This is a genomic window from Arthrobacter sp. 05T442 (assembly GCF_056395945.1).
Map to the genome: position 1 here is coordinate 172,153 of NZ_JBFTKM010000001.1, position 24,912 is coordinate 197,064.

The window sequence follows — 24,912 nt, forward strand, 5'->3', positions numbered from 1 at the left end:
GAGCACCACCACGACACGACCTAAGGGCGGATCATGGCCAAGGGGATTTACGTCAGCGCGACCACACCGGGATCCGGGAAGTCGCTCATAGCGCTGGGGCTGGCGGACACGCTGCACCGGCATGCGGACCGCATCGGCTTCTTCAAGCCGGTGGTTCACGGCAACGACGCCGCGGCGGACCCGATGGTGGCCCTGATGAAGGCCCGGTTCGATCTTGACGACCAGCGCTGCCGCGGCGGCCTGACGTTCGCCGAGGTCCGCGGGCTGCTGGCCGAGGGCAACAGGGCCGAGATCGACGCCCGCTGCGTCGAGATCTTCGCCGAGATGTCACGCCACTGCGATGTGGTGATCGTGGAGGGAACGGACCTCACCGGCCAGGACGCCGCCGTCGAATTTGACCTCAACGCCCGCCTCGCGAACAACCTGGCCGCCTCCATCGTGGCCGTCGTGGGCGCGAAGGGGCGGACCGTCGCGGAGGCGGCCGACGCCGTCGAGGTTGCCCGGAAGGAACTCCTCGCCGAACGCTGCACGCTCCTGGCAATCATGGTGAACCGGGCCGATCCGGAGGACCTGGACGGCATTGCCGCGGCCGTCCGCCCCGGCGCCTCGGGCCGGCCCGTGTACGTCCTGCCGGAGCTGGAGTCGATCGCCAGGCCGACCACCGGCGAGGTCGCCTCCGCGCTCGGCATTGGCCAGGTCGCCGGGCTGCCGGACCTGGAACGGGACGTGCATTCGGTCAAGGTGGCGGCCATGAACGTCGCCAACTTCCTGCATGTGCTCGACGACGGCGCCCTGGTGATCGTTCCCGGTGACCGGGCCGACGTGCTGGTCGCCTGCCTGGCGTCGTCCTTTTCGCCGGAGTTCCCGGTCCCGTCCGCACTGATCCTGACCGGCGGCCTGGCTCCCGATCCCACGATCTACTCGCTGCTGGCGCAGGCCCCGTTCCCGATCTTTGCCGCCCCGGACGACACCTACGTAACCGCCAAGCGGGTCTCCGAGGTCCGGAGCGAGATCTGGTCCGGGCACCGCCGCAAAGTGGCCTCCGCCCTGGGCCTGTGGGCCAAGCGCGTGGACGAGGCGGAGCTGCTGGAACGGCTGCACCTGCCCCGGCCGGAACGGATGACGCCGCTGCGGTTCCTGCACGACCTCATCGAGCGGGCCCGGCTGCAGCGCCGGCACATCGTCCTGCCGGAGGGGAACGACGTGCGGATCCTGCGGGCCGCCGAGATCCTGCACCGGCGGGACGTCTGCGATCTCACGATCCTGGGCAACGAGTCCGCGGTCCGGGAGCTGGCGTCCACCCAGGGCATCGACCTCTCCGGCATAAGCATCGTGGACCCCGCGACGTCGGGGCTGCGCCAGGAGTTTGCGGAGAGGTACGCGCAGCTGCGGGCACACAAGGGCGTGGACCTCGCCCGGGCGCTGGAGGCCATGCTGGATGGCAGCTACTTCGGCACCATGATGGTGCAGCTGGGCGTGGTGGACGGCATGGTATCCGGGGCCGCGCACACCACCGCCCACACCATCCGTCCCGCGCTGGAGTTCGTCAAGACGCGCGACGGCGTGAAGATCGTCTCGTCGGTGTTCCTGATGCTGATGCCGGACCGGGTCCTGGTGTACGGCGACTGCGCGGTCAATCCGGACCCGAACGCGGAGCAGCTGGCGGACATCGCGCTGGCCTCGGCCGAGACCGCGGCCCAGTTCGGCGTTGAGCCCCGCGTGGCCATGCTCTCCTACTCCACGGGAGGCTCCGGCACCGGCGAGGCGGTGGACAAAGTCCGGCAGGCCACCGAACTGGTGAAGGCGCGCCGTCCGGACCTTGCCGTCGAGGGCCCCATCCAGTACGACGCCGCCGTGGACGCCGCGATCGCCAAGTCCAAGATGCCCGGCTCGTCCGTCGCCGGGCAGGCCACCGTGTTCATCTTCCCGGACCTCAACACTGGCAACAACACCTACAAGGCCGTGCAGCAGTCCTCGGGGGCGGTCGCCGTCGGGCCCGTCCTGCAGGGACTGCGCAAACCGGTCAACGACCTCTCCCGCGGCTGCACCGTGGAGGACATCGTGAACACGGTGGCCATTACGGCGATCCAGGCCCAGTCCGTGGAATCCGCCACCGAGCCGGCACCGGCGGCTGTCCATGCATAGTCAGCTGTTCTCCCGTCAGCTGTTCTCCGGCTTCGCCGGGTTGTCGGGATCTTCCTGCTTGGCGGGCTCATCGGCCAGGCCCGCCGGCGTGAGATCCAGGTCCTCCAGATTCTCGGGGGCCTCAGCGGCTTCCCCGGTCTCGGCGGCCTTGAAGTTGCCGGTGTCGTCCAGGGCCGGGTTCGCGCCTTCGACGCCGGTGGGATCCGCTTTGCCGGCCCCGCTCTCCGGCTTGGTGCTCTCGGGCTCGGTGCTCTCTGGCTGGGTCGCGTCGTCAGTCATGGAAGTCCCTTCGTGAGTTGTCGAGGTGGTCCGCCGACTCTAGGCGCCCGCCGCGGCTTTCGCAACGGATTGGCGCGCTCGCCCGTCCGGCAAGAAACGGTCCGGCAATTTATAGTGGGTCCCATGGAGTGCTCCGCCAGGCTCCGGCGTGATGCCACTCCCGATGCGCCCACACGGGTTAGCGCAGAAGCCAAGGCGTAGGAGGCCCCCATGCTCGTGCTCGTTATCAACTCTGGCTCGTCCTCGCTCAAGTACCAGGTCCGCGACGTCGAGGCCGGAAGCGTGCTCGCCGAAGGACTGGTCGAGAAGATCGGAATGGGCAACGGCGGGGAGGGCGACGGCCAGATCGAGGGACCCCGCGACCACGCGGAGGCCCTGGAACTGGTGGACACCGAGATCCACGCCGCGCTGGGCGACCGTGCGCTCGACGCCGTCGGGCACCGCGTGGTGCACGGCGGGGAACGCTTCTCCGCCCCGGTCCTGATCAACAACGAGATCACCCGCGCCATCGAAAGGCTCAACCCTCTGGCGCCCCTGCACAACCCGGCGAACGTGCTCGGCATCCGCGCGATCTCGAAGAAGTGGCCTGACATGCCGCAGGTCGCGGTGTTCGATACTGCCTTCCACCGCACCCTGCCCGAGCATGCCTGGCGCTACGCGGTGCCGGACGAGCTCTATACCAACCACGGAATCCGCCGCTACGGCTTCCACGGCACCTCGCACGAATACGTCGCGCACCGGGCCGCGGCCCTGCTGGATGTCCCGCTGGACGAGTTCGACGCCGTCATAGCGCACCTCGGCAACGGCGCCTCCGTGACCGCGATCCGGGGCGGCCAGTCCGTTGACACCTCGATGGGCTTCACGCCGCTGGAGGGCCTCGTCATGGGCACCCGCTCCGGTGACCTGGACCCCTCCATCCTCGTCTTCCTTGGCCGGGCCGGCTGGTCCCCGGAGGACCTCGATGCCATGCTCAACCGCCAGTCCGGGCTCAAAGGCCTGGCCGGCAACAACGACATGCGCTCCGTCGTGGAAGCAGCCGAGGCCGGGGACGCCAAGGCGGCCATGGCGCTCGCCGTCGCCTCCTACCGGCTTGCGAAGTACATCGGCGGGTACCACGTGGCCGTCGGCGGGGCCAAGGCACTCGTGTTCACGGCGGGGATCGGCGAAAACTCGCACCAGTTCAGGACGCTCGTTGCGGAGCGGCTCGGCGCCCTGGGCGTGCAGCTCGACGCCGGCCTGAACCGTGAGCGGTCCAAGGAACCCCGGGTGATTTCCACACCCGGCTCGGCCCTGCCCGTGCTCGTGGTGCCCACGGACGAGGAACGCGCGATCGCCGAGGCAACTGCCGACGTCCTCACCCACCCGTCGACTGCTCCGTAGCGGCCCTTTTCGCGGCCCAAAACGGCACCTGCGGAGCAATCGATGGGTAGCCTTGGGGCCATGACGGAACTGAATCTTCCCCTCCGCACCGAACGGCTCGTGCTGCGCCGTTTCGCAGCCTCCGACCTCGACGCTTTCCACGCGTACCACTCGCTGCCCGAGACCGCCCGGTTCCTGCCGCGTGAGGCCAAGAGCTACACCCAGTCGATGGAGACGGTCGGCAAATACGCCAACTTCGAGTTTGAAAAGGAGGGCGACTGGGTTGCCCTGGCCATCGAGGCCGCCGACTCGCCCGGCCTCCTCGGTGAAGTGGTACTGAAGTGGCTGCCCGGTTGCGGGCAGGCCGAGATCGGCTGGAGCCTGGCCCCGCAGGCGCGCGGCCGGGGGATAGCCGCGGAGGCGGCCGGGGCGCTGCTCAAGCTCGGATTCGACGACCTCGGCTTCCACCGGATCGACGCCAAACTCGATGCCCTGAACACCGCCTCCGCCGCACTGTGCGAACGCCTCGGCATGCGCCTGGAGTCCACGCAGGTCGACAAGTGGCACTACAAGGGGGAGTGGGCCACGGAAGTGGTCTACGCCATCCTCGCGGAGGAGTGGCAGGCCCGGCAGCAGGTCTCCGGCGGCTGAACGCCTAAACGGCGCTCCTGCCCAGTTGCTGCTGCCCGGACCACCCCGGACCCAGGGAATCCCGCGGATCCATGGGCCCGGGCCCAGGTGCCAGGCCTAGGGAGCGGGAGGCGCCGTAGCGGTCGGGGCGGGCGACGCCGTTCCCGGTGCGGGAGCCGGCGCAGTCGCAGGTTCCGTACCCGTGCCCGCCCCCGTTCCTCCGGACGGCGCGGGCGGCGCGGACTGCGCAGGCTGCGCAGTCTGGGCCGGTGCCGGCGCTGCGGCCGTGCCGGCCGGAGCGGGTTCCATCGTGGGCGCTCCACCGGCCGGAGGGGCCTGCTCCGTGACGCCCGGCGACGGCGCCGCAGTGCTCCCCGGCGTGGGTTGCGTGGTTGCGCCCGGCGTCTGGGACGTACCCGGGGCCGTGCCCTTGGTGGCGCTGGGGTCGGCCTTGATGACCTCCACGATCTGTGCCTTGAAGGCGCTCAACCGGTCCTGGATTTCCGCGAGCGGGACGTTGCGCAGGTTCCGGCCGAAGTCGGCGATCTGCTGCCACAGCGCGTCCAGCTTTGTCATGCCATCGGCGCTCAACGGGCCGTCGAGGGTCAGGACCAGCTGGCTCGCCAGGGCATAGGTCAGGCATCGGACGCAGTTGTAGTTCGCGGCCGCGGAGAGGTTCTCCGGGACGATCACATCAGTCTGGCCCACGATCAGGACCACCTGGAAGCCCACCGCTACGGCAGCACAATCGGCGCAGCTGGCGAAGGCGTAGGCCTCGTTGCGGGTCTGGACGTCCTGGCCGTCGTCGGCCCAGACCAGCGCAAAGGCAACGTCATAGGTCACCGATCCGTTAGTGGTGTTGACCGCCAGCGCCTGGTTGTTGCCCTCTTGAGGTGCGGGGGGCTTGTCGAACGGGAAGACCCAGGAAGGGGCAGGCGGCGCAGCCGGTGAGGAACCCGCAGCACCCGCCGGAGCGGCCGCGCCGGACTGTCTCGGGACGAGGACCATGCTCAGCTGGGGGTCTTCGCGGGTAGGCTTCCTGGCATCCTTTGGCCACAGGGCGACGGTCCGGCCGGCCTGGCCCTCCTTCATCCGGCCCGCGGAGGATGCCGGGAAGATGGCGGTGGTGGCGTCGGACAGGGTGCCGCGCTCATAGGACTGGACCGGACGGTACGTCTCGGCGCCGGGCCACCAGGCCCAGGCGAGACCCGCGATCAAGGCAGCGATTGCGGCGACCGCGGTCCCTCGCTGGAGGGCCTTGCCCCGGGTCCTTGTCCACAGTCCGGTGACGAACTGGCGGACCAGGCGCAGCAGGATGTAGAAGATGCCAAGGATCGGGAGGGCGATGCACGCGATCGCGATTATCCGCACGGCGGCGTCGGCAAAGTCCCCGGTGGAGACGCTGTGGGAGAGCATGGCCTGCTGTTTCCAGCCGTTGTCCCAGGCAGTGCCCAGCACGCGCGGCAGGGTGAGCACCATGGTCGCCATGCTGAACACCAGCAGGGGCACCGTCACCAGGACCCAGATCGTGACGACTGCCCGGGCCCAGGGCTTGAGGAGCTGGGCCTCGGGGTCGGTCCGGCGCCACGGCAGCAGGCCCAGCAGGGTGGGTTCGATCCGCTGGAAGAGGTCCGGGACCCCGGTGGCGTCGGCCAGGATGTGGTAGCCGTCGAAGCGGACCATGGGCATGAGCTGCCGCACCATCTGCAGGATTTGGGTGACCACCACCAGCAGCAGGGCGTCGTAGCCGGTGGCCCACCAGATGCCCATGATGGCTACGGCCACGATCGCATTGAAGTACAGGCCGCCGAGGTCGGTGCGGATCCGGCCGCCCCGGCCCAGCCGGTAGGAATCCGTGACGTCGGTGTAGAACGCAGGCCACATCAGGTACAGGCCAGTGCCCATGGCCCCGGGGGTGGCTCCGCCGCGGCGGGCGGCGGCGGCGTGGCCGAATTCATGGAAGCCGGCCGAGAGCACCGTGACCGCCAGGATCAGCAGCACCAGGCCCGGGTTGGCGAATGCTTCATGGGTGGCCGAGGCGAGGCCCTTGACCATGAGCACCCACCAGCAGGAGGCCAGGAAGGCGGCCGTCACGGCCACAACGATCAACGGGTTGAACAGCCTGGCGAACGGGGCCGTGAGCTTCCGGGTGCGTTCCGGATCCGTGACCGAGTACCGGAAGCGCATGCCCAGAAGCGGGTTGGACTTCCTGACTTCGGGCTGGGAACCGTCAGCGAGCTGCAGCAGCCCCAGCGGCAGGAGCTGTGAGGTGATCAGGGTCTGGACGTTCTCCGCGCTGACCAGTTTTCCGAAGCCGTTGCTGGCGTGTTCGGCAATGGAGTCCAGGCCACGGCGGCCGTCGATCGCCTCGAGGACCAGGTAGAGCAGCCGGGTGAGCTGGATCGTCTGGCCGTCGGCGCGGCGCACCAGGGACGGGGCCTCCTTGTAGCCCGAGCCCTTCGTCTCGCCGAGGAGCTGGACGCCGTCCGCCCGGACAGGAACAGGTTTTTGGGCGAGCGCCACCACCGACGCCGGATGGGCCGCCGACGCCGGATCGGCAGCGTGCGCCGGATGGGCCGCCGACGCCGGATGCGCCGGATGCGCCGCAGGTGCCGGATGCGCCGCAGGTGCGCCGGGAACAGCGCCGGCAGGCGCGCCGGATACGGCGTCGCCGGGTACTTCGCCGCCGGGCGCGGAAGAACCCGGAGGGCCGTCCTGCCGGGACGGCCCTCCGTGCAGAGTGCTCATCTAGGTGCTACTGCTTCAGGGTGGACTGCTGGTCCGCCGAGGACGTGGCGTTGCCGTGGATGTCCTGGTTGATGATGGCGTCCTGGTGGGCAACAGCGTATGCGTTGCTGTCGATCGAGCCGATGTTCGCTCCGACGGCCGCGTCGATGGGTGCTGCGACGTTGGCGTTGGCAGCAACGGCCCCGTTGATGGGTGCTGCGATGCCCGCGTTGGCGTCCAGGTTCACATTGACGTTAAGAAGGTTGCCGTTGAGGGCTCCAGCGGCACCCGCGCCCGCCGCACCCAGGTCCGGGGTGGTGCCCTGCGGCAGGACGCCGCCGGGGACGAGACCGCCGTCGGTGGTGCCGGCCGGAACGGTGCCGGCCGGAACAGTGGCAGCCGGAGCCGCTGCCGCAGCGGCGGGATCCGTCGTTGCCGGGTCCGTCGTGGCGGGAGCGGCCGAGGCGTCGGTGCCCGTGCCCTGGTCGATGCCGCTGTCCTGCACGGAATGCGCCGTGGCGTCGCCGGTGATGCCCTGGTTGATGAGGGTTCCCTGATCGGCCAGCGCCTGGGATTCGGATCCGAACGAAAGGACGTTCGCGGACGCGCCGGCGTCAATCGGTGCGGCGACGTTTGCATTGGCCGCGACGCCGAGGTCGATCGGTGCCGCAGCGCTGATGCCCAGGTTCAGGTCCGCGTTCAGGTCCAGTACGGACGCCACTTCCTTGTCCGGCAGGGCGGTTCCGCCCTGGGACATGAGTTCTTCGTCGGACAATGCGGCCATTTCCCGCTCAACGCTCATAAGAAACTCCATCTCCGGCACCTTGGTGCCCGGTCACAGTGCTCCGACGCCCCGCCCCCAGCGGACGGGTTTTACGTCGAAATGCCTATCATGCCAGTAAATAGTAAGCATGATGACCATTTATGCGATAGAGGGCTCCCGGACATCGGATGTCCCTGGTCCGGCCGGGTCCAGCCAAGAGTGGCGCCGCGCCGCCGGATAGCCCCATCGATTGCTCCGCAACGGCCCTTATGGGCGACCAAAAGGGCGCCTACGGAGCAATCGATGGGGTAACGGGTCTTACCGAACTCCGGCGCCCGGCAGCAGCGAGGTGGCGCCGAGTGAATCCGCGACAAACGCGTAATCCCAGGCCCGTTCGCGCCACTGCACGTAACGGCCTGAGCCTCCGCCGTGGCCGCCTTCCATCTCGATCTTCAGAACGATCGGCTCGCTGCCGGTGTTGACCTCGCGCAGCCGCTGCACCCATTTGGCGGGCTCCACGTAGAGCACCCGAGTGTCATTGAACGAGGTCACCGCGGCGATTTTAGGGTAGGCCACCGCGCGGACGTTTTCGTACGGCGTGTACGACTTCATGTAGGCGTACACGGAAGGGTCCGTGATGGGGTTTCCCCATTCCTCCCATTCGAGGGCGGAGAGCGGCAGTTCGGGGTCCAGGATGGTGGTAAGCGCGTCCACGAACGGAACTGCAGCAACAACCGCCGCATACTTTTCCGGGGCCAGGTTGGCGACGGCGCCCATCAGCAGGCCGCCGGCGGAGCCGCCCATGGCCGCGATCCGGGCAGGATCCACCCAGCCCGAGGCCGCCAGCCAGTCCGTGGCGGCGATGAAGTCGGTGAACGTGTTCTTCTTGCGCAGTTTCTTGCCGTCGTCGTACCAGTGCCGGCCCAGCTCGCCGCCGCCGCGGATGTGCGCGATGACGAACACGATTCCCCGGTCCAGCAGGGAGAGCCGGGGGATCCCGAACCCCGGATCCATGCTCATTTCGTAGGAGCCGTAGCCGTACACGAGGCCGGCCGCCGTCGAATCCTTTTGCACGGAGGCGTGGCGCAGGACGGAGAGCGGGATCCGGGTCCCGTCCTCCGCGGTGGCCCATTCCCGCGTGGCGACATAGTCGGAGGCACTGTAGCCGCCGAGCACCGGGCTTTCCTTGCGCAGCAGGAGTTCGCCCGCCGGCTGCTCCGGGGTGGGCAGCACGAAGTCGTAGACCCTGGAAGGGGTGAAGTACGAGGTGTAGCCCATGCGAATCACGGGGGCCTCGTAGTCGGAGCCCGCGACGCCGGCCGTGTACAGCTCCTCCTCGAAGGATGGCTCCACCGGTGCGCCCTGCTCAGCGCTGCCCAGCCCTGCCAAAGCGATGACCTGCACGCGCTCGATCGTGTCCTTGCGGACGGAGACGATGAGGTGCGTCGAGGTTACCCCGGCACCGTTGACGCGCACCTGGTCGGAATGCGCGACGACGGTGGTCCAGTGCTGCTCGACGAGCGGCTTGGCGAGTTCGGCCGGGTCCACGAGGGAGACCATGGAGTTGATGGCGTCCCTGTTGTGGGTCAGCAGGATCTGCTCTGTCTTCCCGCCCTGCGGGCCGGCCAGGAGGAACGGTTCGGCCTCGTACAGGATGCGTTCGTCCCGGGAGATCACGGTGCGGAGCCCGGCGTCGGGGGCGTCGAAGCGCAGCAGCCGCGTTTCGCTGAATTCTGAACAGCCGATGCTCAGCACGAGGTGGCGCCGGTCGGCGGAGAGTTCGAAGCCCAGCCACATGGCGACGTCGTCCTCCTGGTACACCACCTCATCCTCGGCGACCGGCGTGCCAAGCACGTGCGACTTCACCTGGTACGGCCGCCACGAGTCGTCCACGACCGTGTAGAAGATGCGCGTGCCGTCGGGGGAGAAGGAGATTCCGTAGAAGACGTTCTCGATGACGTCCGGGAGGAGCTCGCCGCTCCGCAGATCCTTGACGCGCAGCGTGAAGCGCTCATCGCCGGCGTTGTCCACCGCGTAGGCGTAGAGGTTCCCGTCGATGGTGGTGGCAGCCCCGCCGACGGCGAAGAACGGTTTGCCCTCGGCTTCGACGTTGCCGTCCAGCAGGATTTCTTCCCCGGGGATATCGACGCCGACCTCGACGGCGGGCGGAGTCCAGTCCGCGACGCGGTCCCCGGTGTCCTGGCCGCGCACGCGGCAATGGATGCCGTACTCCTTGCCCTCGACCGAGCGGGTGTAGTACCACCAGCCGTCCTTGCGGTTGGGGACGGAGAGGTCGGTCTCCTGGGTGCGGCTCTTGATCTCCTGGAAGACGGCCTCACGCAGCGGCTCCTGGTGGGCGGTCACTGCCTCCTGGTAGGCATTTTCTGCCTTGAGCAGTGCCACGACCTCAGCCGATTCCTTGTCCCGCAGCCACTCGTAGTTGTCTTCGAACTCGTCACCGTGGTGGGTGCGCACGGTGCGGACCTTCTTGGCGACGGGAGGCTGCGGGGATGGCTGCACGGGAGTCTGGGTCATGGACCCAATATATAAACGTATTCACCTGCGGGCGGTCCGCGTTCGCTACCGGGGTATCGCGTCGAGATCCCGGTCCGCGTAGTGCCGGCCGGAATTGCCGCACGGGGCCCGGAAAGACAGGTAATGGCTACTCGCGCGGAGGCTGTATCGGGTCAATAGCCTTGGCTTGTCGGCCGCTGGTCATCCTGTCCCCCGAAGGGGCCAGGCGGCAGGACAGGGGCCCGGAAATCAGCCGGACCGCATTGAGCGGGGCCGGCGGTGACAAGCCTTATGAGACCGAGGCTTCCCCAGGCACCGCCGGCCCTCAATGCGGCATACCCGCCGCTGCGGCAGAGCGGTACAGCAGCGTGTGCCTCCAGGCAAGGGCTGCCGCCGTTCATAACGCGGGGTTTCCGGATATGACGGTAAATGTTGCCTACGTCACATCCGCTCCCTAGGCTGGGAACCGGCCGCAGCGTCGCGGCCGGCACCAAAATGCGTGACAGGGGAAGCATTTGAATGACAAGCTCAAGGTTCTTGTACGGCTCGACCTCGATTGCGGAGAAGCGGAAGTAGCAGCCCAAGGCCATGTGACGGCGAAAAGCCTCCAGGCCCTGTATGTGGTTGTGAAGCGGGCCAACAACCTCAGGGAAGGCCTCCACCTGGTTCTGGATGTAAGCCATGCCCGCGTGGAAGCGGCCGCCCTCGAGCAGCTGCACGCGTGTTCGGAATCCCACCATCTGCCCGCTTCCATCGATCCGCTGCAGTCGGAGTGCAGGCTCAGCATCCTGGCTCCTGCCGAGGACGTCGCCACTTTCGGGTTTACCTCAGGGACCAGGGCCGCAGCCCTCCGCCTGGCGGCGTAGTCCGCCTCGGTTTCCGTGGCTCAGTTGCCATGTTCGAAGCCGTTGGCGGCCACATAATCTGCCAGCTTGCCGTCGGCCAGTGCGGCAGAAATCGCGGCGATCGCGGCGTTGTCCGGGAGCACAATGGACTGGCCGTCCGCTGAAAATCCGGTGCCGGCCGTGGGCAGCGTGAAGAACACGCCGTCCTCCGGGCGCAGGCCGCGGAGGCTTGACCCGAGTCTGACCAGGGTTTCAGCAGTGAAGCCCTGGTCCACGCTCATGAACGGAAGCACCGAGACCACCATGTTGCGGACGGTGTCGCGACTTCCCAGCGTGCCCGCGCTCATGGCCTTGGCAATGACGGAGCGCAGGAACTGCTGCTGGTCGCGCACCCGCTGGTAATCGCCGTCGGGAAATGCGTAGCGTTCGCGGACGAAATCCAGCGCCGCGGCGCCGTCCAGCCTGTTGACCCCGGCAGGGAACGCACGGCCGCCCGGGAGTGAGGACGTGAACGGCACTTGGACGTCCACATCGATCCCGCCAAGTGCGTCGGTCAGGCCCTTGAACCCCTCGAAGTCCACCATGACGGTGTGGTCGATGTGCAGCTTAAACATGGATTCCACGGTCCTGACCGCCAGCGGTATGCCGCCAAGCCCTAGTGCGGCGTTGATCTTGGACGGCCCGTGGCCGGGGATGTCCACCCACAAGTCACGCATGATGGAAATGCCGTAGATCCCCTGCCGGCCCGCAGGGACGTGGACCAGCATGATGGCGTCCGAACGCTGGTCGGCCGGTGTGCCGGCGGCGGCCTGGGCTTCCTGCTGGCGTGCGTCCGCGCGGCTGTCGCTGCCCAACAGCAGGATGTTCAGATCGACGGCGGGAGGCTCCGGGGTGGGGGAGGGGGCCGGGCTTGCCGAGGGCTCCGCGGACGGGGTGGCCGCCGTCTGGGCTTGCTGCGGCTCGTCGGCGCGGGGCCGGGTGAGCACGTACGCCCCGATGGCGAGCGCAAGGGCCAGCGCCGCTGCAAGCGCCACCAGCATTCGACGGCGGCGCGTCCGTCCGGGTTTCGGCGCGGACCGTACCCTTGCGGGATCTGGCGGGGTGACCATAAGCGGACGCTACCACCGCCGGATGGTGGGGCAAAGAGACGCGCTGCCCCTACGCCCGCCGCCCCGGCAAAGGCCCGACGGCCGCGTCAGCTGTGGAGCCGGGCGAACCGCAGGATGGTGCGGATGGCCGGCGCGAGCTCGTCCTCCATCTGCCAGTAGATTTCCTGGCCGCGGCGGTAGGGGTCAATGACGTCGTTGTCCGAGGCGTCCGCGGCTAGCGCCAGATGCCGGACGGAGGCCGCACGGGCCGGAAGCCCGCGCCACACGGCAGGCAGATCGGCCGGGGCGGGCGCTGTACCGTCGCGCTGCTCCAGGATTTCCAGCATCCGGGCAAACTCACGGATCGTCAGCGTCCGTTTCAGCAGGGAAGCGTCCATCTGCAACACTTCGCCGCGGTGCTTGGCGGCCATCGTCAGCACCAGATCGGTGTCGCGCAGGATAGCCGGGGTCAGCTGCCTGGCCGCAAAGCCGTCGGGCGTTCCGCCGTAGGTCCGGATCATGTCAGCCGAGAGCGGCTGGACCGGTTCTCCCACCATGGCCCTTGTCCCGGCGCTCCGCACGCGGAAGGCGCCCGGTTGCACCTGGTCCAGACCGGCCTGGAGCAGGCGCTCTGCGACGGGGGAGCGGCAAATGTTTCCGGTACAGACGGTGAGGATCCGGATGGGCAATGACGCTGCATCGCTCTTGGCTTCCGGCTCGGGGATTCGTGGCTGCCACATAGGGTCCGAGTCTATCCCCGCCGCTGCGATCGTGATTTCCTCGATCAGCGAGACATCGAGCTGGGCACCTTCGGCAGTCAGTGCGGGCGTCGCTCGCGACCCCCGCACCCTATTGCCTTCCATTCCGAATACATGATAATGAGTCATCGCCCAGTAGCGGTCTCCAGGAGGAAATCATGGAACCACACACGTCCGGCCAGGCGCTCCCGCGGTACATTGCGGTGTTTGGGGTCATAGCGCTGCTAGTCACAGGGTGTCAGCCACCTGGCACGCCGGGTCAACCACCCTCATCCCCGTCCTCAGCCAGCGCCTCTGCTGGGCCGCCTGCGGACATGCATCACATGGATGGCGGAGTCGCTACGGCTGACCCCCTGCCGTCAGGCGCGCAGAATCCGGCCGACTTAACCCCACAACAGTTGTACGCGATCGGCGAAAAGTCGGTGTTCTCGATTGAGGGACGCCGGCCCGATGACTTCATCGGATCTGGCACCGGCTTTCTCGTGGACAAAGAAGGCTCGATGGGTGTCACCAACGCGCACGTGGTAGCAGGTCTCTCGGCCATCTCGGGTCGCTTTAACACCGGGGAGAAGGCGGCCCTCCATGTGATCGCTTCAGACCCGTGCACCGATCTTGCAGTCGTTCACTTCTCGTCCGAATTGCCGCCGCAGGCTGAGGCTCTCATCTTCGGCAACTCGTCCGAGGTCATGCCGGGCGATTCAGTTGCCGTGCTCGGCTACCCGGCCACTCTTACCCAGAATCCTGCGGAGCAGAAACTGGTGATCACCTCGGGTCTGGTAAACGCGACAAAGGTGCCGGCGAGGCCGGCCGGGTTGCCTGAATACGCAGAAACCATCCAGCACGGGGCAACCGTTAACCCCGGAAACTCCGGTGGCCCCTTGCTGGACCACCATGGCCGTCTCGTCGGGATAAACACCTTGATCAACTTCGGCTCGCGGGATCAACCCGCGCAGGGCCAGTACTACTCCATATCGAGCGATTCGGCCAAGCGGGAGATCGTCGACAAGCTGCTGAAGGGTGATTCCCCGAACAACATGGGATGGGCGGTCGAGGAGTATTACCCCGGATACTTCGCGGGCCTGGACAGCACCCGGGGTCCTGCCCTTGACGCCCAGCTGGCGCAGGCGGGAGTCAAGGGAGGTCTCTACGTCAAGGCTGTTGATCCCGGCTCGGGAGCCAGCAAGGCCGGGATCAAGACGGGCATGCTGCTGACGAGATTGCAGAACACCTCCGTCGCTAGCCTCCAAGAGATGTGCGCCATCGCTGAGTCCATCCTCCCCGGTTCAGCCGCAGAGGTTGATGGACTCAATCTCCTCTCGGACCCGGCTCATTTCGGACAGCAGTTCCATGTGGAGTTCGCTGTGCCTGGGAAGCACTGAAACCACAACGCCCAACGCCGGGCGGGAGGACCGTCCGGCCACCGGGCCTACTGGTGCCACCAGTCATAAAGCTTCGGGAGATCGGCGTCCTTGGACTCGGCCGATACCATCATGAGTGATTCATCGTCGGTCCAGATCAGGTAGTTCATATCCGCCTCGGATGCACTGAGGACGCGTCCCTTGACCGTCTGCGCCTTGTCATCCGTCAGGTGCCACGTCTCCCATCCGGGAGGCTTCGTCGCCGATCGCGGGGAGGCGTTGAACCGTTTGATGGCCTCGTCGAACGCCGCCGTCAGTGACTGGGGGGACGGGTAGCCGTAGACGTTCACCGCGGGACGTTCGGATGAGCTGAATTTGCTGTCGGCGTTCGGGTCGCAGATGAGGCCGGAGCTGGCTCCGGCCAGGTCCTTTTTGGCGACACAGGTATCCGGGGACACGCGTCCCATGCGTGCGACGTTGGTGAGCAGGTTACACTCACCAGCCCGCAAGTCCGGCCGTTCCTTGCCCGCGCATTCCCTGGCCGGCGTCACAGTGGTTCCCTTTGATGCCGGCGGGGACGGCGGCGGTGTCCCTCCTCCGGAACCCAGCGCTAACGCTGCAACAAGGACTGCCACCGAGGCGGCCACTCCGCCTCCGATCAGCACTTTCTGGGGCAGACCTCTGGAACGGTGCTTTCGGCTGGAGGCCTGATTTCCGGCCGGACCGCGGGCCGGTGCCTTAGCCTTCAGACCGGGCACATCGACCGGTTCGGTGCCGGCGCCGGTACCGGTGCCTCCGGACGCGGGCGCCTCCAGCGCGCCGATGCTGGTGACTTGCTTCGGATCGCCCATCAGCCCGAGCTTCATAGGCAAGATCTCACTGAGCTTGGCCTGGAGGGCCGGAATGTGGCTGGATCCGCCTGTGAGGTAGACCCTGTGCAGTAGTTCCGCCGATGGCAGGGCCTCCTGGATGACGCGTTGAACGAGGTCCGTCGCCCTGGCTAGCTCCTGTTCAATCAGCTGCTCAAACTCGGCGCGCGTGACCGTACAGACCCACTCGTGCTCCCCCGAACGTACGCCGATGGGGGCTGAACCGTGAAAGCTCAGGGCATGTTTGGCCTCTCGGATCTGGTCGCGAAGCACGGCTCGGTCTGCGCCGGAATGCTCCGATGCCAGGCCTTTCAGCAGTTCGTTCTTGCCTTCAGCGGCCAGCTGCGAGTACACCCAGCGCTCCAGCTGGGCATCAAAGTCGTGGCCGCCCAGGGGGTCGATTCCGCCTGATGCGACGACGTGGAAGCCGGGCCCGTCCGGCGTCTGTGCAAGTTCGAGCACGGCAGCGTCACAGGTGCCGCCCCCGAAATCCAGCACGGTGACGTATGCTCCCGGGCCGACGTCGGAAGTGTCTGCGTAATGCCAGCCGGCCGCCACGGGTTCGGGCATCAGGAGGATGCTCTCCTCGGGTATGCCCGCCTTAAGGGCGGCAGCTGCCAGACGTCCCTTCAGGTATTCGTCCCAAGCTTCCGGATGGGTCAGAACCACCTGGACCGGGGGGCCGCCGCCCATGAACCGGATGGCCTGGCCAACAATGAACTCCAACACCGCCGCGACAAGGTCCACGGGATCGCAGATGTCGCCCCCCAAGACCACTGCTTCCTCGCCCAGGCGCCGCTTAGGCGTTGGTTCGAAGGCAGCCGGATAGATACCCGAGATTCGGAGGGCTGCTTCCCCAGTGAGGATTTCGCCGTTATAGGCAGCCACGCAGGAAGGGATGGCGTCAGAGCGGGCTCCCAACCGCAGGGCATGCACGCCGCCATTGTCTGGCGCGACGGCGGCAGCCGAGTTTGACGTGCCAAAGTCGATGGCCAGGCGCCAGGGGAGTCTCTCCATAGCAGATCCGCCTTCCTTCGTTGTGGCTGGAGTTTCTGGTCCATTGATGTTTCATCTGGTCTCATCCTTGTACACCTCAACCTCGGCCGGGCGCAGCACTCCGTCGTCCGAGCGCCAACCTGGCCTGAGGACCCGGGCAATCCGGAAGACCAGGCTTGGCGACGGTGCCGCGACCCCGGCGACCCCGTTATGCAGCCCGACGTCGAAAGGATCGCCCGGATCGGGGGTGATGGGCGTGATGCCAACAGCCCGAAGGGACTTTTGGACGTGGGCCCTCACCACGTCGCTGGAGGACAGGTCGTAGGTTCCCACGAGAGCCTGCAGCAGGATTTTGTAGTGTTGCACATCGGCGGCGTCTGGGGTTGCGTTCGTGAGTTTCTCCTGGGTTCGATGGCGGCTGCTGGGGCCGGGTTGTAGGCGAAGAATTCCGTCAGGGCCGGCGGAGGTTTGCCAGGCTGGCGTCAATGTCGGTCAGTAGTTTGTCGATCATGGCCACGTCGTGTTTCAGCGCGTCGATCCGCTGCATGGACGCTTGGGCAGAAAGTTGCTCCTGGGCCTGGCACTCTTGGATAAGTTGCTGCAGATGCGCCAGGGAATCCTGCAGTTTCGCGCGGTATGTCACGACGATTTCCGGTTTCAGATGACGGAGCCGTGAATCCAAGTAGTCCGAGATGACGGCACGCTCACTCTGTGCCAGTCGCGGAATTTCCGTCAGGAGGCGCGTTTTTTCCTGCATGTTCGGGCGGTAGTACCGGTTGACGGCATACCATCCGCCTGCCCCCGCTACCGTAAGCGGGATGCCCACGGCGGCAATCGGGATGCCAAACAGAACGCCGCCCATGCCCAAGGCGGGAAGCAGGGCGGCGACCGACCTTCCCATGCTGGATCCCATGACCAGGGACATGGCAACTGCGGGGTCGAATCCGCCGTGGTGCTTTTCGCTGCCCATATGGGGACTGGCTGCCGGGCGCTCATCCGACGCCAGGAGGTCGTGCAGCACCGCCGGAAACGGAATTTCCTGGAACAACACATGCAACAGCTCGCCGAGCTGTTCCTCGGCATCATCGATGACGTCAGCGCGGAGCACCAGGAGATCGGCGAAGATGTCGTTCGTAAGTTGCTGCGTCAACTTCCCCATCCGAAAACTTGGCATCGACTGGACGCGGCTTCGCCACTGGGCAGCCCAGTCGTCAAGCTTTGCAACTACAGTGCGCATCACGCCGGCACGCAGGTCCCCGAGGTCCCGCTCCAGATCCAAAGTCCAGCGCTGCTGTTGTTCTTTCAGCTCGGACAGCCGCTGCCTTTGGGCCATGATGCCCGCCCGCGCTTCGGCGGGGGCCTCGGTTATGGCCAATTGGGTCAGCAGAGCCTGCCGGTCTACGTCGAGGACGGTGCGCGCAAGCCGGAGGGCATTGGCTGTTGGGGCAGCGCCGGCGCGGGCGAGCTCCCGCTTCAGGGCCTGGACCAGACGCGAGAGTCCTGAGGCGATAAAGAGGCCCTCGCGCACGCTGGGGTCCGTCGCGGAGTTGGCTGCCTTGGCGATGACGGGCGAAACGCCGAGGACGAACGAGTCGGCCAGCCGTGGAATGCGGGCCCTGAGCAGTGCCGCATTTCCCGCCACGACGTCCTGCCAGGAGCCCGGGTAGAGATCCGTTTTGGTGACGACCACCCCAACTGATTCCACTTGGGCGGAGCATTGCTCCAGATAAGCAATCTCTGCACTCGAGAGCAGCGCACCGGCGTCCGTGACAAAGACCGCCACGGATGCCGCCTCAAGAATCTTCAGGTTCAAGAGCGATTGGGGCGCTGTCAGCCCTCCCGCGCTGGGGGCGTCGAGCAGAATCACTTCACCCAGCAACCCGTTGTGCGTTTCCAGTTCAACGCCAATGGGGTGGTCCGCCGCACGGTCCGCTGAACGGGAGCCATCCGGATAGACCCAGACGGTGCCGGCACCGTTGCCGCCTTCCGTGGCCGGATTGATCACCCGGTAGAGCGCCAGTCCACCTTCTTCGCCGCCGGTATCGTCCAGCTCTGGGACCAGCAGGTTGACCAAGGAGGATTTGCCTCTCCCGCTTTCCCCGAGAAATACGACGACGGGGGTGCTGCTGGTACCGGTGGCTTGCCGGATGATCCGGTCCGCGGCATCCGCGCGTCCCGCGGATCGCAGCACCCGCGTGGACGTACTGAGCACCGCCCTGGCCGAGTTCAAGGCAGACAGCTGCTGCGATTCAGTATCCGGCGTCATCACCGGTACCCGTAAATCCGTCGCCACTGTCCGTAAGTCCGTGGCCGCTGTCGGGGATTCCGTCCCCGGCATCGTGGCCGCCGTCCGGGCCTCCGTTCCCGTCGTCCCAGGCGGTGCCCGCAGAACTGTCATCGTGCGTCGTCGGGTGGGAGTCGACGGCATGGTCGTCGTTTGGCAGGAAGTCCACGGCCGGATCCAGCACCATGCCCGGCCCGGCAGATTCCGCGAAAGCATCGTCCGGGACGTCGTCCTGGTCAGGATGGGTGAACGCAGCGTCCAGGGCGCGTTCCCAGACGGATTCCGGCGGTCCCCCGGGGACCAGCAGCATGTCCTTGAATGATATTTCAGGCATCTCAGCGCTCATTTCAGATTTCCATCGGGTAGGGGTAGTCGAACATTTCGGTCAGGTCTAGAGTGGCCCCTATATCGGCTAGTGCGGGGGGCACGGCGACCTGAACCCAAGCGGGGGACCTATGGACGCGACCGTGGCCCAGAAGCAACTCTTGGATGCCGCCATCCGGGGAGATGCGAAATCTTTTGAGGCTTTGGCAACTCAGTACCGGACCATGATCTGGTCTGTGTGCCTGCGGATTACCGGGAACACTTACGACGCCGAAGATGCCCTTCAGGACACCCTGCTGGCTGCCTGGCGCGGCATGGCGCGGTTTCGCCGTGAATCCGGTTTCGGGACCTGGGTGTACCGGATTGCGGCCAATGCGGCGTTGGGCATCGTCCGGTCGAGACGGAGCACGGAGATCGAGGTCAACGACGCTTTCGCCCCGGAACGTGACTTCGCGGAAAAGCTCGCGGAGGCTGACCTTGTCCAGCAGACGCTGAAGACCATGCCCGTGGACCTCCGCGTGGCCCTCGTGCTCCGGGAGCTGTGCGATTACACCTATGCGCAGATCGGAGAATACCAGGGCGTGGGTGTCCCTACGGTAAAGAGCAGGATCAGCCGGGCGCGCCAGGCTTTCGAGGCAGCGGTTGCCACGGGTCCCCGCTGATGCCGGGCCGGTCATGGCCGGGTCCCGGCAGTTCCGGAGCGGATGAGCAGGGAACGCGCTATTACCCTGGCAGCCCGCGCCTCTGCACCGGTTGACGCTGTGCCGACCATCGATTGGTAGTGCGCGGCCAGCCCCAGGTAGCCGCTGCCTTCGCGCGCCGTCGGCAGGACTGCCTCCAGGTCGGCATCTGGCTGTGTCAGGTGCTGCAGAACCGCTACGAATTCGTGCCCCGGCGCAGCGGCCCTCAGCAGGTCCAGCGCGGCTTCTTCCTGCAGGCGGTGAAACGCCGGTGCATGCCTTGCCGATTCGATCAGTCGCCGCGCTTCAGGCCGCCAGGACTGGGAGCGCGCCGCGGCGAGGAGGCCGGTGAGCAGTTCTTCCACCCGGGCAATCCCGGCCGGGCCTGTCACTGCGGTCTGCAGGGTCCGCTCCAGCTGGGCCAGCCCCGACCGTTCGTGCAGCCACTCGGTGAGTTGGCCGGCAGAACCGCAGTGTCCCCTCCCGTACCTGATCCCGTACGCTCCGATCAGCCCGGTGAGCCGCCGAAAATCCTCCATGGGCATGCCGGGGGGAGGGCCAAGATGTTCGGCAAACTGGAGGTGGGGATCGTCCGAGCCCTGAAGCAGGCGAAGGTTCCGCACATCCTGCTCCCGTAAGACCCCGGTCCTTACAGTTTCGGCGAGCAGACCGGAGACTGGAAGGACGGCGGTGAGCGCCGGCATCCTGCCGGCGAGTGCAGCCGCTGCCCTCGTTGCCTCGTCCACCGGCTCTGGGCTGTGCCACGGACCTCCGCCATAGTTATCGGCATGCGCCACGAGGCCAATGACAGGCGCTGGTCCGTGGCCCGGCCGGCTGGCGTGCCGGTCCCTGAAACGGGCAATGAACTCCACATCGTCCGGGCGGAAAGAATCCCGGATGAGGTACAGCAGCGCGTCCGGGCCCCCCTGGGGATCCCGGCCCCCGAGGATCCGGGACTCGGTCCTTGCGGAGTTGTCCGTCACCGCGGAGCCCAGCCCGGGGGTATCCACGATCGTGACGGGCCGCAGGGCCGCAGCCTGCACGTAGACCCGCAGGTAATGGATGGTCTCGGGCCGGATGGTCCCGATCACGGGCCCGGAGTCGCCGAGCGGAATCGGCGTCAATTGCCCTGAGTCCAGCACGGCTTCCGCGCGGGCCGGTGCGCCGTACACATAGCAGCAAAGCAGGGCGGTAGTTTCCTGGGCCGAGGTGGGCGCCAGTTTGGCGCCGACCAGGCTGTTTACCAGCGTCGACTTGCCCGTGTTCACCCGGCCCGCCACAGCGATGACGGCCGGCCTTCGCAGGGCGCTTCGGAGGTCGTCAAGCACCGGCGCCGCGGACAGCCCGAGCATTGATTCGACGTCGTCCAACAACTGCTCTGCACTGGAGCGCAGATCTTCGTAGCTAGTAAAAGCGTCCATCGCAAACCTCCTTCCGGACGAATCTCCTTGTCAGTTTGATGCGCCAGCGGCCGGGAAAGTTCCCGGAAAATTCAAGTCTTTTTCAGGGAACTTTCCCGGGGGGCGGGGCCTCTAATCATCATCAGCAAATAAGGAAGACCCACTTCCGCTTCCGAAGGAGATCATCATGTCACTGGAAAACTACTCCTGGACCGACAACAACGGCGACGGTCAGGGCGACGTCGGCACGGCAGACCTCAATGGCGACGGCCGGATCGACTCGGTTGCCGTCGACTCGAATTACGACGGCCGGATTGACGGTTTCGCCGACGACTCGAACTACGACGGCGTTTTCGACACGTACCGCCTCGACGGCAACGGGGACGGGTACACGGAAACCATGGTCCAGGACGGTAACCAGGACGGAGTCGTCGACAGCCTCAGCGTTGATTCAAACGGCGACGGCGTCTTCGACGCCACGGTCCTCGACCACGACCAAAACGGAGTTGGCGAAACCGTGCTGATTGACCGGAACGGTGACGGCATCGCGGACGTAACCTTCACGGACGAAAACCAGGACGGACAGCTGGACTACTACACGACGCCGGAGTCCGGTGACGTCATGTTCATGCTGGATGGGCCTACTGCGGTGGTGGGAGGTTCCACGACCGGAGGGCCTTGGGACCAGTTGCTCAATAGCCCTGCCGTGAAGAACGACCCTGCGGGTTTTGCCAAGTTCTCTGACCTCGTGAAAGCCCAAAGCGAGATCGGCACGCTGTGGGCGCTGCCGGACAATTTCGAACTCGTGAAGCGCCTGCCATAGAGCCGGCAATATGGCCCGGGCGCTGCCCGGCCGAAGGGAGGGGTGCGCACAAGGTGCGCATCCCTCCCTTCGTGCGCGCCTTGTGCGCGGGGCGGCTTCCGACGCCGCCATCTGAACGCCGTCGCGCCAGCAGCGAGGCTGGCATGACCAGGTGCTTGACGCATCTCCCGCCTTCCGCATATCCTGAACGAACGGTCGGTAATTATTTATCGGAAACGCATAGGAGCAACCATGGCATCGCAGACCCTGCAGTCAGTGCCCGCCGAGCCCTCTCCGGCCCGGCACGAAACGCGGCATGAACAGAGCCTCGAGGACGTGGCCCGGCGTGACGCCGAAGGCCAGGCCTACTTTGACAAGGTCATGGCGGAGGATTCGCGGATCGAGCCGCGCGACTGGATGCCCGCGGCCTACCGCAAGACCCTGCTGCGCCAGATCTCGCAGCACGCGCACTCGGAGATCATCGGCATGCAGCCGGAAGCCAACTGGATCTCCCGCGCCCCGAGCCTGAAGCGCAAGGCCATCCTCATGGCCAAGGTCCAGGACGAGGCGGGCCACGGCCTGTACCTGTACTCCGCCGCCGAAACCCTCGGCCAGCCGCGGGATCAGATGATGCAGGACCTGATGGACGGCAAGGCCAAGTACTCCTCCATCTTCAACTACCCGGCCCGGACGTGGGCGGACATGGGCGCGATCGGCTGGATGGTCGACGGCGCCGCGATCGCCAACCAGGTGCCGCTGTGCCGCGCCTCCTTCGGCCCCTACGGTCGGGCCATGGTCCGTGTGTGCAAGGAAGAATCCTTCCACCAGCGCCAGGGCTTCGAGATCCTGCTGGAACTTTCCCACGGCACGCCCGAGCAGAAGCAGATGGCCCAGGAGGCCGTGAACCGCTGGTACGCCCCGGCGCTGATGATGTTCGGCCCGCCGGATGATGATTCACCCAACTCCAAGCAGTCGATGGCCTGGAACATCAAGCGTTTCAGCAACGACGAACTCCGAAACCGCTTCGTCGGCATGATGGTGGAGCAGGTCAGGGTCCTCGGGCTGACGCTGCCGGACAAGGACATCCGCTTCAACGAGGAAACGAAGAAATGGGAACACGGCCCGCTGGACTGGGATGAATTCCACGAGGTCCTCGCCGGCCGCGGCCCCTGCAACGCCCAGCGCCTGGAACGGCGCCGCGAAGCTCACCAGAACGGCGCCTGGGTGCGCGAAGCCGCAGCGGCCTACGCGGACAAGCAGGCAAAGAAGCAAGCAGAGAAGGTATCCGCATGACCACCCCCGAACCCCACGCAGGCAACGTCTGGCCGATCTGGGAAGTCTTCGTCCGCTCCAGCCGCGGCCTGTCGCACGTCCACGCCGGGTCACTGCACGCCCCTGACGCGGCGATGGCCCTGCGCAATGCCCGAGACCTCTACACCCGCCGCAACGAGGGCGTGTCCATTTGGGTTGTCCCGGCAGACGCGATCGCCTCGAGTGATCCGGACTCGAAGGGCGCGTTCTTTGAGTCACCCCAGGGCAAGGACTACCGCCACGCGACGTATTACACCAAGAGCGAGGGCGTGAAGCACCTGTGAGCACCCCCGAAGCAGCCACCCAGACAAACGACGCGCACGACGGCGGCCACGGGGACATCTCCGTCGGCGTCAAGGGCGCCAGCGGCAGCGGCGAGGCCACGGCCAGCGCCACCCGCATCACGCCGGGCAACGCGCTGCGCCCGGAAGACATCGCCCTGGCCGTCAGCCGCGGCACCGCCAAGCCGAGCGAGGACGTCGCCGAACTCGCCCTGCGCCTGGGCGATGACGCCCTGATCCTCGCCCAGCGCCTCGGCCACTGGATCTCCCGCGCACCCGAGCTTGAAGAAGACATCGCGCTGGGCAACATCGCGCTGGACCAGTTGGGACACGCCCGGTCCTTCCTCAGCTACGCCGGCGGACTGGACGGCCGGAGCGAGGACGAGCTCGCCTACTTCCGCCGCGAGCCGGAATTCCGCTCGGTCCAGATCTTCGAACAGCCCAACGGCGACTTCGCACACACGATCGCCCGGCAGTTCGTCGTGAGCTACTACCAGTTCGAGCTCTACCGCCGGCTTGCCCAGTCCACGGACGCCACCCTGGCCGGGATCGCCGCCAAGGCCGTCAAGGAAGTGGACTACCACCGCGACCACAGCGCCCAGTGGGTCCTGCGCCTTGCGCTCGGCACGGACGAGTCCCGCCAGCGCATGATCCACGCGTTCAGGACCATCTGGCCGTACGTGGACGAGCTCTTCCGCGGTGACGAGCTCACCGGCCGCCTCAGCGCCTCCGGTGCCGGCGTCGAGCCTTCCAGCCTGCGGGCGGACTTTGACCGCCTGACCGGCGAGGTCCTCGCCGAAGCGGAACTTGAGGTCCCGCAGGTGCGGCCGGCCCCCGGGGGCGGCCGCCGCGGCCTGCACTCGGAGCACCTCGGGTACATCCTCGCGGAAATGCAGGTGCTCGCCCGCGAGTACCCCGGAGCGAGCTGGTAAGGAACATGGACATGTACGTCAGCCACCCGACGGCCGGCACCGGCACTTTGGCGGATCACCCCACTGCCGAGGAGAAGGCACGGGCCATCGCCGCAACCGTCTGTGATCCCGAGATCCCGGTCCTCACTATTGAGGACCTGGGCATCCTGCGCAGCGTCCGGCTGTACGACGACGGCGGCATGGTTCCCGCCGTGCAGGTCACCATCACGCCCACGTACTCCGGCTGCCCGGCGATGGACGCGATCCGGGATGACCTCACGGCGGCCTTCCGGCGGGAAGGCTACCCGAGCGTCAATGTGGAGCTCGTACTCTCCCCGGCGTGGACGACCGACTGGATGAGCGACTCCGGCAAGGCCAAGCTGGAGGAGTACGGCATCGCGCCGCCGTCCGGCCACTCGGCCGCCATGCGGCATTCCGGGCCGGTCCGCCTGTCCCTGGCCGTCAAATGCCCGCAGTGTTCCTCGCTGAACACCAAGGAACTCACCCGCTTCGGTTCCACCTCCTGCAAGGCCCTCTACGTGTGCCAGGACTGCAAGGAACCGTTCGACTACTTCAAAGTTTTGTAAG

General features: G+C 66.7%; 22 protein-coding genes. 11 read left to right on the top strand and 11 right to left on the bottom strand.

All coding sequences use genetic code 11. The annotated features are described in order from the left end of the window. Positions 1-33: 33 nt before the first annotated feature. The gene (pta, locus tag AC1DES_RS00825) at positions 34-2,145 is read left to right on the top strand and encodes a phosphate acetyltransferase (RefSeq protein WP_476893799.1); all 2,112 of its coding nucleotides are present in this window, start codon (positions 34-36) and stop codon (positions 2,143-2,145) included. Between the two features lie 15 nt (positions 2,146-2,160). On the opposite strand, the gene AC1DES_RS00830 is transcribed toward pta, so the two are convergent. Beyond that, positions 2,161-2,424 (bottom strand): hypothetical protein, encoded by a 264-nt coding sequence (locus tag AC1DES_RS00830; RefSeq protein ID WP_476893800.1) that lies wholly within the window; start codon positions 2,422-2,424, stop codon positions 2,161-2,163. Between the two features lie 210 nt (positions 2,425-2,634). Here AC1DES_RS00830 and AC1DES_RS00835 point away from each other — a divergent pair, with 210 nt between their 5' ends. Both AC1DES_RS00835 and AC1DES_RS00840 read left to right on the top strand, forming a co-directional pair. Continuing rightward, positions 2,635-3,804, top strand: a complete 1,170-nt coding sequence (locus AC1DES_RS00835) for an acetate kinase (RefSeq protein ID WP_476893801.1) — start codon at positions 2,635-2,637, stop codon at positions 3,802-3,804. A gap of 60 nt (positions 3,805-3,864) precedes the next feature. Next, a complete protein-coding gene (locus AC1DES_RS00840) occupies positions 3,865-4,434 on the top strand; it encodes a GNAT family N-acetyltransferase (protein WP_476893802.1) in 570 nt (189 codons plus the stop codon). Between the two features lie 96 nt (positions 4,435-4,530). Here AC1DES_RS00840 and AC1DES_RS00845 read toward each other — a convergent pair whose 3' ends face one another. From AC1DES_RS00845 to AC1DES_RS00855, 3 genes are all read right to left on the bottom strand, one after another. After that, positions 4,531-7,161 (bottom strand): hypothetical protein, encoded by a 2,631-nt coding sequence (locus AC1DES_RS00845; RefSeq protein ID WP_476893803.1) that lies wholly within the window; start codon positions 7,159-7,161, stop codon positions 4,531-4,533. 7 nt (positions 7,162-7,168) lie between these two features. Beyond that, positions 7,169-7,942, bottom strand: a complete 774-nt coding sequence (locus tag AC1DES_RS00850) for a peptidoglycan-binding protein (RefSeq protein WP_476893804.1) — start codon at positions 7,940-7,942, stop codon at positions 7,169-7,171. Between the two features lie 279 nt (positions 7,943-8,221). Next, positions 8,222-10,438 (bottom strand): S9 family peptidase, encoded by a 2,217-nt coding sequence (locus AC1DES_RS00855; RefSeq protein WP_476893805.1) that lies wholly within the window; start codon positions 10,436-10,438, stop codon positions 8,222-8,224. Positions 10,439-10,932: 494 nt separating this feature from the next. Between AC1DES_RS00855 and AC1DES_RS00860 the strand changes: the two genes are divergently transcribed. Then, entirely contained in the window at positions 10,933-11,283 is a 351-nt protein-coding gene (locus AC1DES_RS00860) for a hypothetical protein (RefSeq protein WP_476893806.1), read from the top strand. 20 nt (positions 11,284-11,303) lie between these two features. Here the strand turns inward: AC1DES_RS00860 and AC1DES_RS00865 are convergent, their stop codons facing one another. Then, the gene (locus AC1DES_RS00865; RefSeq protein ID WP_476893807.1) at positions 11,304-12,371 is read right to left on the bottom strand and encodes an LCP family protein; all 1,068 of its coding nucleotides are present in this window, start codon (positions 12,369-12,371) and stop codon (positions 11,304-11,306) included. Positions 12,372-12,457: 86 nt separating this feature from the next. Further along, complete coding sequence (locus AC1DES_RS00870) at positions 12,458-13,090, bottom strand: arsenate reductase/protein-tyrosine-phosphatase family protein (protein ID WP_476894207.1); 633 nt, start codon at positions 13,088-13,090, stop codon at positions 12,458-12,460. A gap of 332 nt (positions 13,091-13,422) precedes the next feature. Here AC1DES_RS00870 and AC1DES_RS00875 point away from each other — a divergent pair, with 332 nt between their 5' ends. Next, on the top strand, positions 13,423-14,487 hold the full coding sequence (locus AC1DES_RS00875; protein ID WP_476893808.1) for a S1C family serine protease: 1,065 nt from the start codon (positions 13,423-13,425) through the stop codon (positions 14,485-14,487). Between the two features lie 47 nt (positions 14,488-14,534). Here the strand turns inward: AC1DES_RS00875 and AC1DES_RS00880 are convergent, their stop codons facing one another. From AC1DES_RS00880 to AC1DES_RS00895, 4 genes are all read right to left on the bottom strand, one after another. Beyond that, a complete protein-coding gene (locus AC1DES_RS00880) occupies positions 14,535-16,352 on the bottom strand; it encodes an Hsp70 family protein (RefSeq protein ID WP_476893809.1) in 1,818 nt (605 codons plus the stop codon). Between the two features lie 51 nt (positions 16,353-16,403). Next, complete coding sequence (grpE, locus tag AC1DES_RS00885) at positions 16,404-16,697, bottom strand: nucleotide exchange factor GrpE (RefSeq protein ID WP_476893810.1); 294 nt, start codon at positions 16,695-16,697, stop codon at positions 16,404-16,406. Between the two features lie 85 nt (positions 16,698-16,782). Next, the gene (locus tag AC1DES_RS00890; RefSeq protein ID WP_476893811.1) at positions 16,783-18,597 is read right to left on the bottom strand and encodes a hypothetical protein; all 1,815 of its coding nucleotides are present in this window, start codon (positions 18,595-18,597) and stop codon (positions 16,783-16,785) included. Continuing rightward, positions 18,581-18,949, bottom strand: a complete 369-nt coding sequence (locus tag AC1DES_RS00895) for a hypothetical protein (RefSeq protein WP_476893812.1) — start codon at positions 18,947-18,949, stop codon at positions 18,581-18,583. The genes AC1DES_RS00890 and AC1DES_RS00895 overlap by 17 nt, the downstream gene beginning before the upstream one ends. A gap of 133 nt (positions 18,950-19,082) precedes the next feature. On the opposite strand from AC1DES_RS00895, the gene AC1DES_RS00900 reads away from it, so the two are divergent. Further along, entirely contained in the window at positions 19,083-19,601 is a 519-nt protein-coding gene (locus AC1DES_RS00900; RefSeq protein WP_476893813.1) for an RNA polymerase sigma factor, read from the top strand. A gap of 11 nt (positions 19,602-19,612) precedes the next feature. On the opposite strand, the gene AC1DES_RS00905 is transcribed toward AC1DES_RS00900, so the two are convergent. Continuing rightward, positions 19,613-21,040, bottom strand: a complete 1,428-nt coding sequence (locus AC1DES_RS00905) for a dynamin family protein (protein WP_476893814.1) — start codon at positions 21,038-21,040, stop codon at positions 19,613-19,615. 166 nt (positions 21,041-21,206) lie between these two features. On the opposite strand from AC1DES_RS00905, the gene AC1DES_RS00910 reads away from it, so the two are divergent. From AC1DES_RS00910 to paaD, 5 genes are all read left to right on the top strand, one after another. Beyond that, the gene (locus AC1DES_RS00910) at positions 21,207-21,842 is read left to right on the top strand and encodes a hypothetical protein (protein ID WP_476893815.1); all 636 of its coding nucleotides are present in this window, start codon (positions 21,207-21,209) and stop codon (positions 21,840-21,842) included. Between the two features lie 231 nt (positions 21,843-22,073). Then, positions 22,074-23,114, top strand: a complete 1,041-nt coding sequence (gene paaA / locus AC1DES_RS00915) for a 1,2-phenylacetyl-CoA epoxidase subunit PaaA (RefSeq protein ID WP_476893816.1) — start codon at positions 22,074-22,076, stop codon at positions 23,112-23,114. Next, on the top strand, positions 23,111-23,416 hold the full coding sequence (gene paaB, locus AC1DES_RS00920; protein WP_136321706.1) for a 1,2-phenylacetyl-CoA epoxidase subunit PaaB: 306 nt from the start codon (positions 23,111-23,113) through the stop codon (positions 23,414-23,416). Before paaA ends, paaB begins: the two co-directional genes overlap by 4 nt. After that, positions 23,413-24,345 (top strand): 1,2-phenylacetyl-CoA epoxidase subunit PaaC, encoded by a 933-nt coding sequence (gene paaC / locus AC1DES_RS00925; protein WP_476893817.1) that lies wholly within the window; start codon positions 23,413-23,415, stop codon positions 24,343-24,345. The genes paaB and paaC overlap by 4 nt, the downstream gene beginning before the upstream one ends. An 11-nt stretch (positions 24,346-24,356) precedes the next feature. Next, positions 24,357-24,911, top strand: coding sequence for a 1,2-phenylacetyl-CoA epoxidase subunit PaaD (gene paaD / locus AC1DES_RS00930; RefSeq protein WP_476893818.1), 555 nt, complete (start codon positions 24,357-24,359; stop codon positions 24,909-24,911). The last annotated feature ends 1 nt before the right edge of the window (position 24,912 follow it).

Coding starts and splice junctions, on each gene's coding strand:
- pta (WP_476893799.1), top strand. CDS start 34: ATGGCCAAGGGGATTTACGTCAGCGCGACCACACCGGGATCCGGGAAG.
- AC1DES_RS00830 (WP_476893800.1), bottom strand. CDS start 2,424: ATGACTGACGACGCGACCCAGCCAGAGAGCACCGAGCCCGAGAGCACC.
- AC1DES_RS00835 (WP_476893801.1), top strand. CDS start 2,635: ATGCTCGTGCTCGTTATCAACTCTGGCTCGTCCTCGCTCAAGTACCAG.
- AC1DES_RS00840 (WP_476893802.1), top strand. CDS start 3,865: ATGACGGAACTGAATCTTCCCCTCCGCACCGAACGGCTCGTGCTGCGC.
- AC1DES_RS00845 (WP_476893803.1), bottom strand. CDS start 7,161: ATGAGCACTCTGCACGGAGGGCCGTCCCGGCAGGACGGCCCTCCGGGT.
- AC1DES_RS00850 (WP_476893804.1), bottom strand. CDS start 7,942: ATGAGCGTTGAGCGGGAAATGGCCGCATTGTCCGACGAAGAACTCATG.
- AC1DES_RS00855 (WP_476893805.1), bottom strand. CDS start 10,438: ATGACCCAGACTCCCGTGCAGCCATCCCCGCAGCCTCCCGTCGCCAAG.
- AC1DES_RS00865 (WP_476893807.1), bottom strand. CDS start 12,371: ATGGTCACCCCGCCAGATCCCGCAAGGGTACGGTCCGCGCCGAAACCC.
- AC1DES_RS00870 (WP_476894207.1), bottom strand. CDS start 13,090: ATGTGGCAGCCACGAATCCCCGAGCCGGAAGCCAAGAGCGATGCAGCG.
- AC1DES_RS00875 (WP_476893808.1), top strand. CDS start 13,423: ATGCATCACATGGATGGCGGAGTCGCTACGGCTGACCCCCTGCCGTCA.
- AC1DES_RS00880 (WP_476893809.1), bottom strand. CDS start 16,352: ATGGAGAGACTCCCCTGGCGCCTGGCCATCGACTTTGGCACGTCAAAC.
- AC1DES_RS00890 (WP_476893811.1), bottom strand. CDS start 18,597: ATGACGCCGGATACTGAATCGCAGCAGCTGTCTGCCTTGAACTCGGCC.
- AC1DES_RS00895 (WP_476893812.1), bottom strand. CDS start 18,949: ATGCCTGAAATATCATTCAAGGACATGCTGCTGGTCCCCGGGGGACCG.
- AC1DES_RS00905 (WP_476893814.1), bottom strand. CDS start 21,040: ATGGACGCTTTTACTAGCTACGAAGATCTGCGCTCCAGTGCAGAGCAG.
- AC1DES_RS00910 (WP_476893815.1), top strand. CDS start 21,207: ATGTCACTGGAAAACTACTCCTGGACCGACAACAACGGCGACGGTCAG.
- paaA (WP_476893816.1), top strand. CDS start 22,074: ATGGCATCGCAGACCCTGCAGTCAGTGCCCGCCGAGCCCTCTCCGGCC.
- paaB (WP_136321706.1), top strand. CDS start 23,111: ATGACCACCCCCGAACCCCACGCAGGCAACGTCTGGCCGATCTGGGAA.
- paaD (WP_476893818.1), top strand. CDS start 24,357: ATGTACGTCAGCCACCCGACGGCCGGCACCGGCACTTTGGCGGATCAC.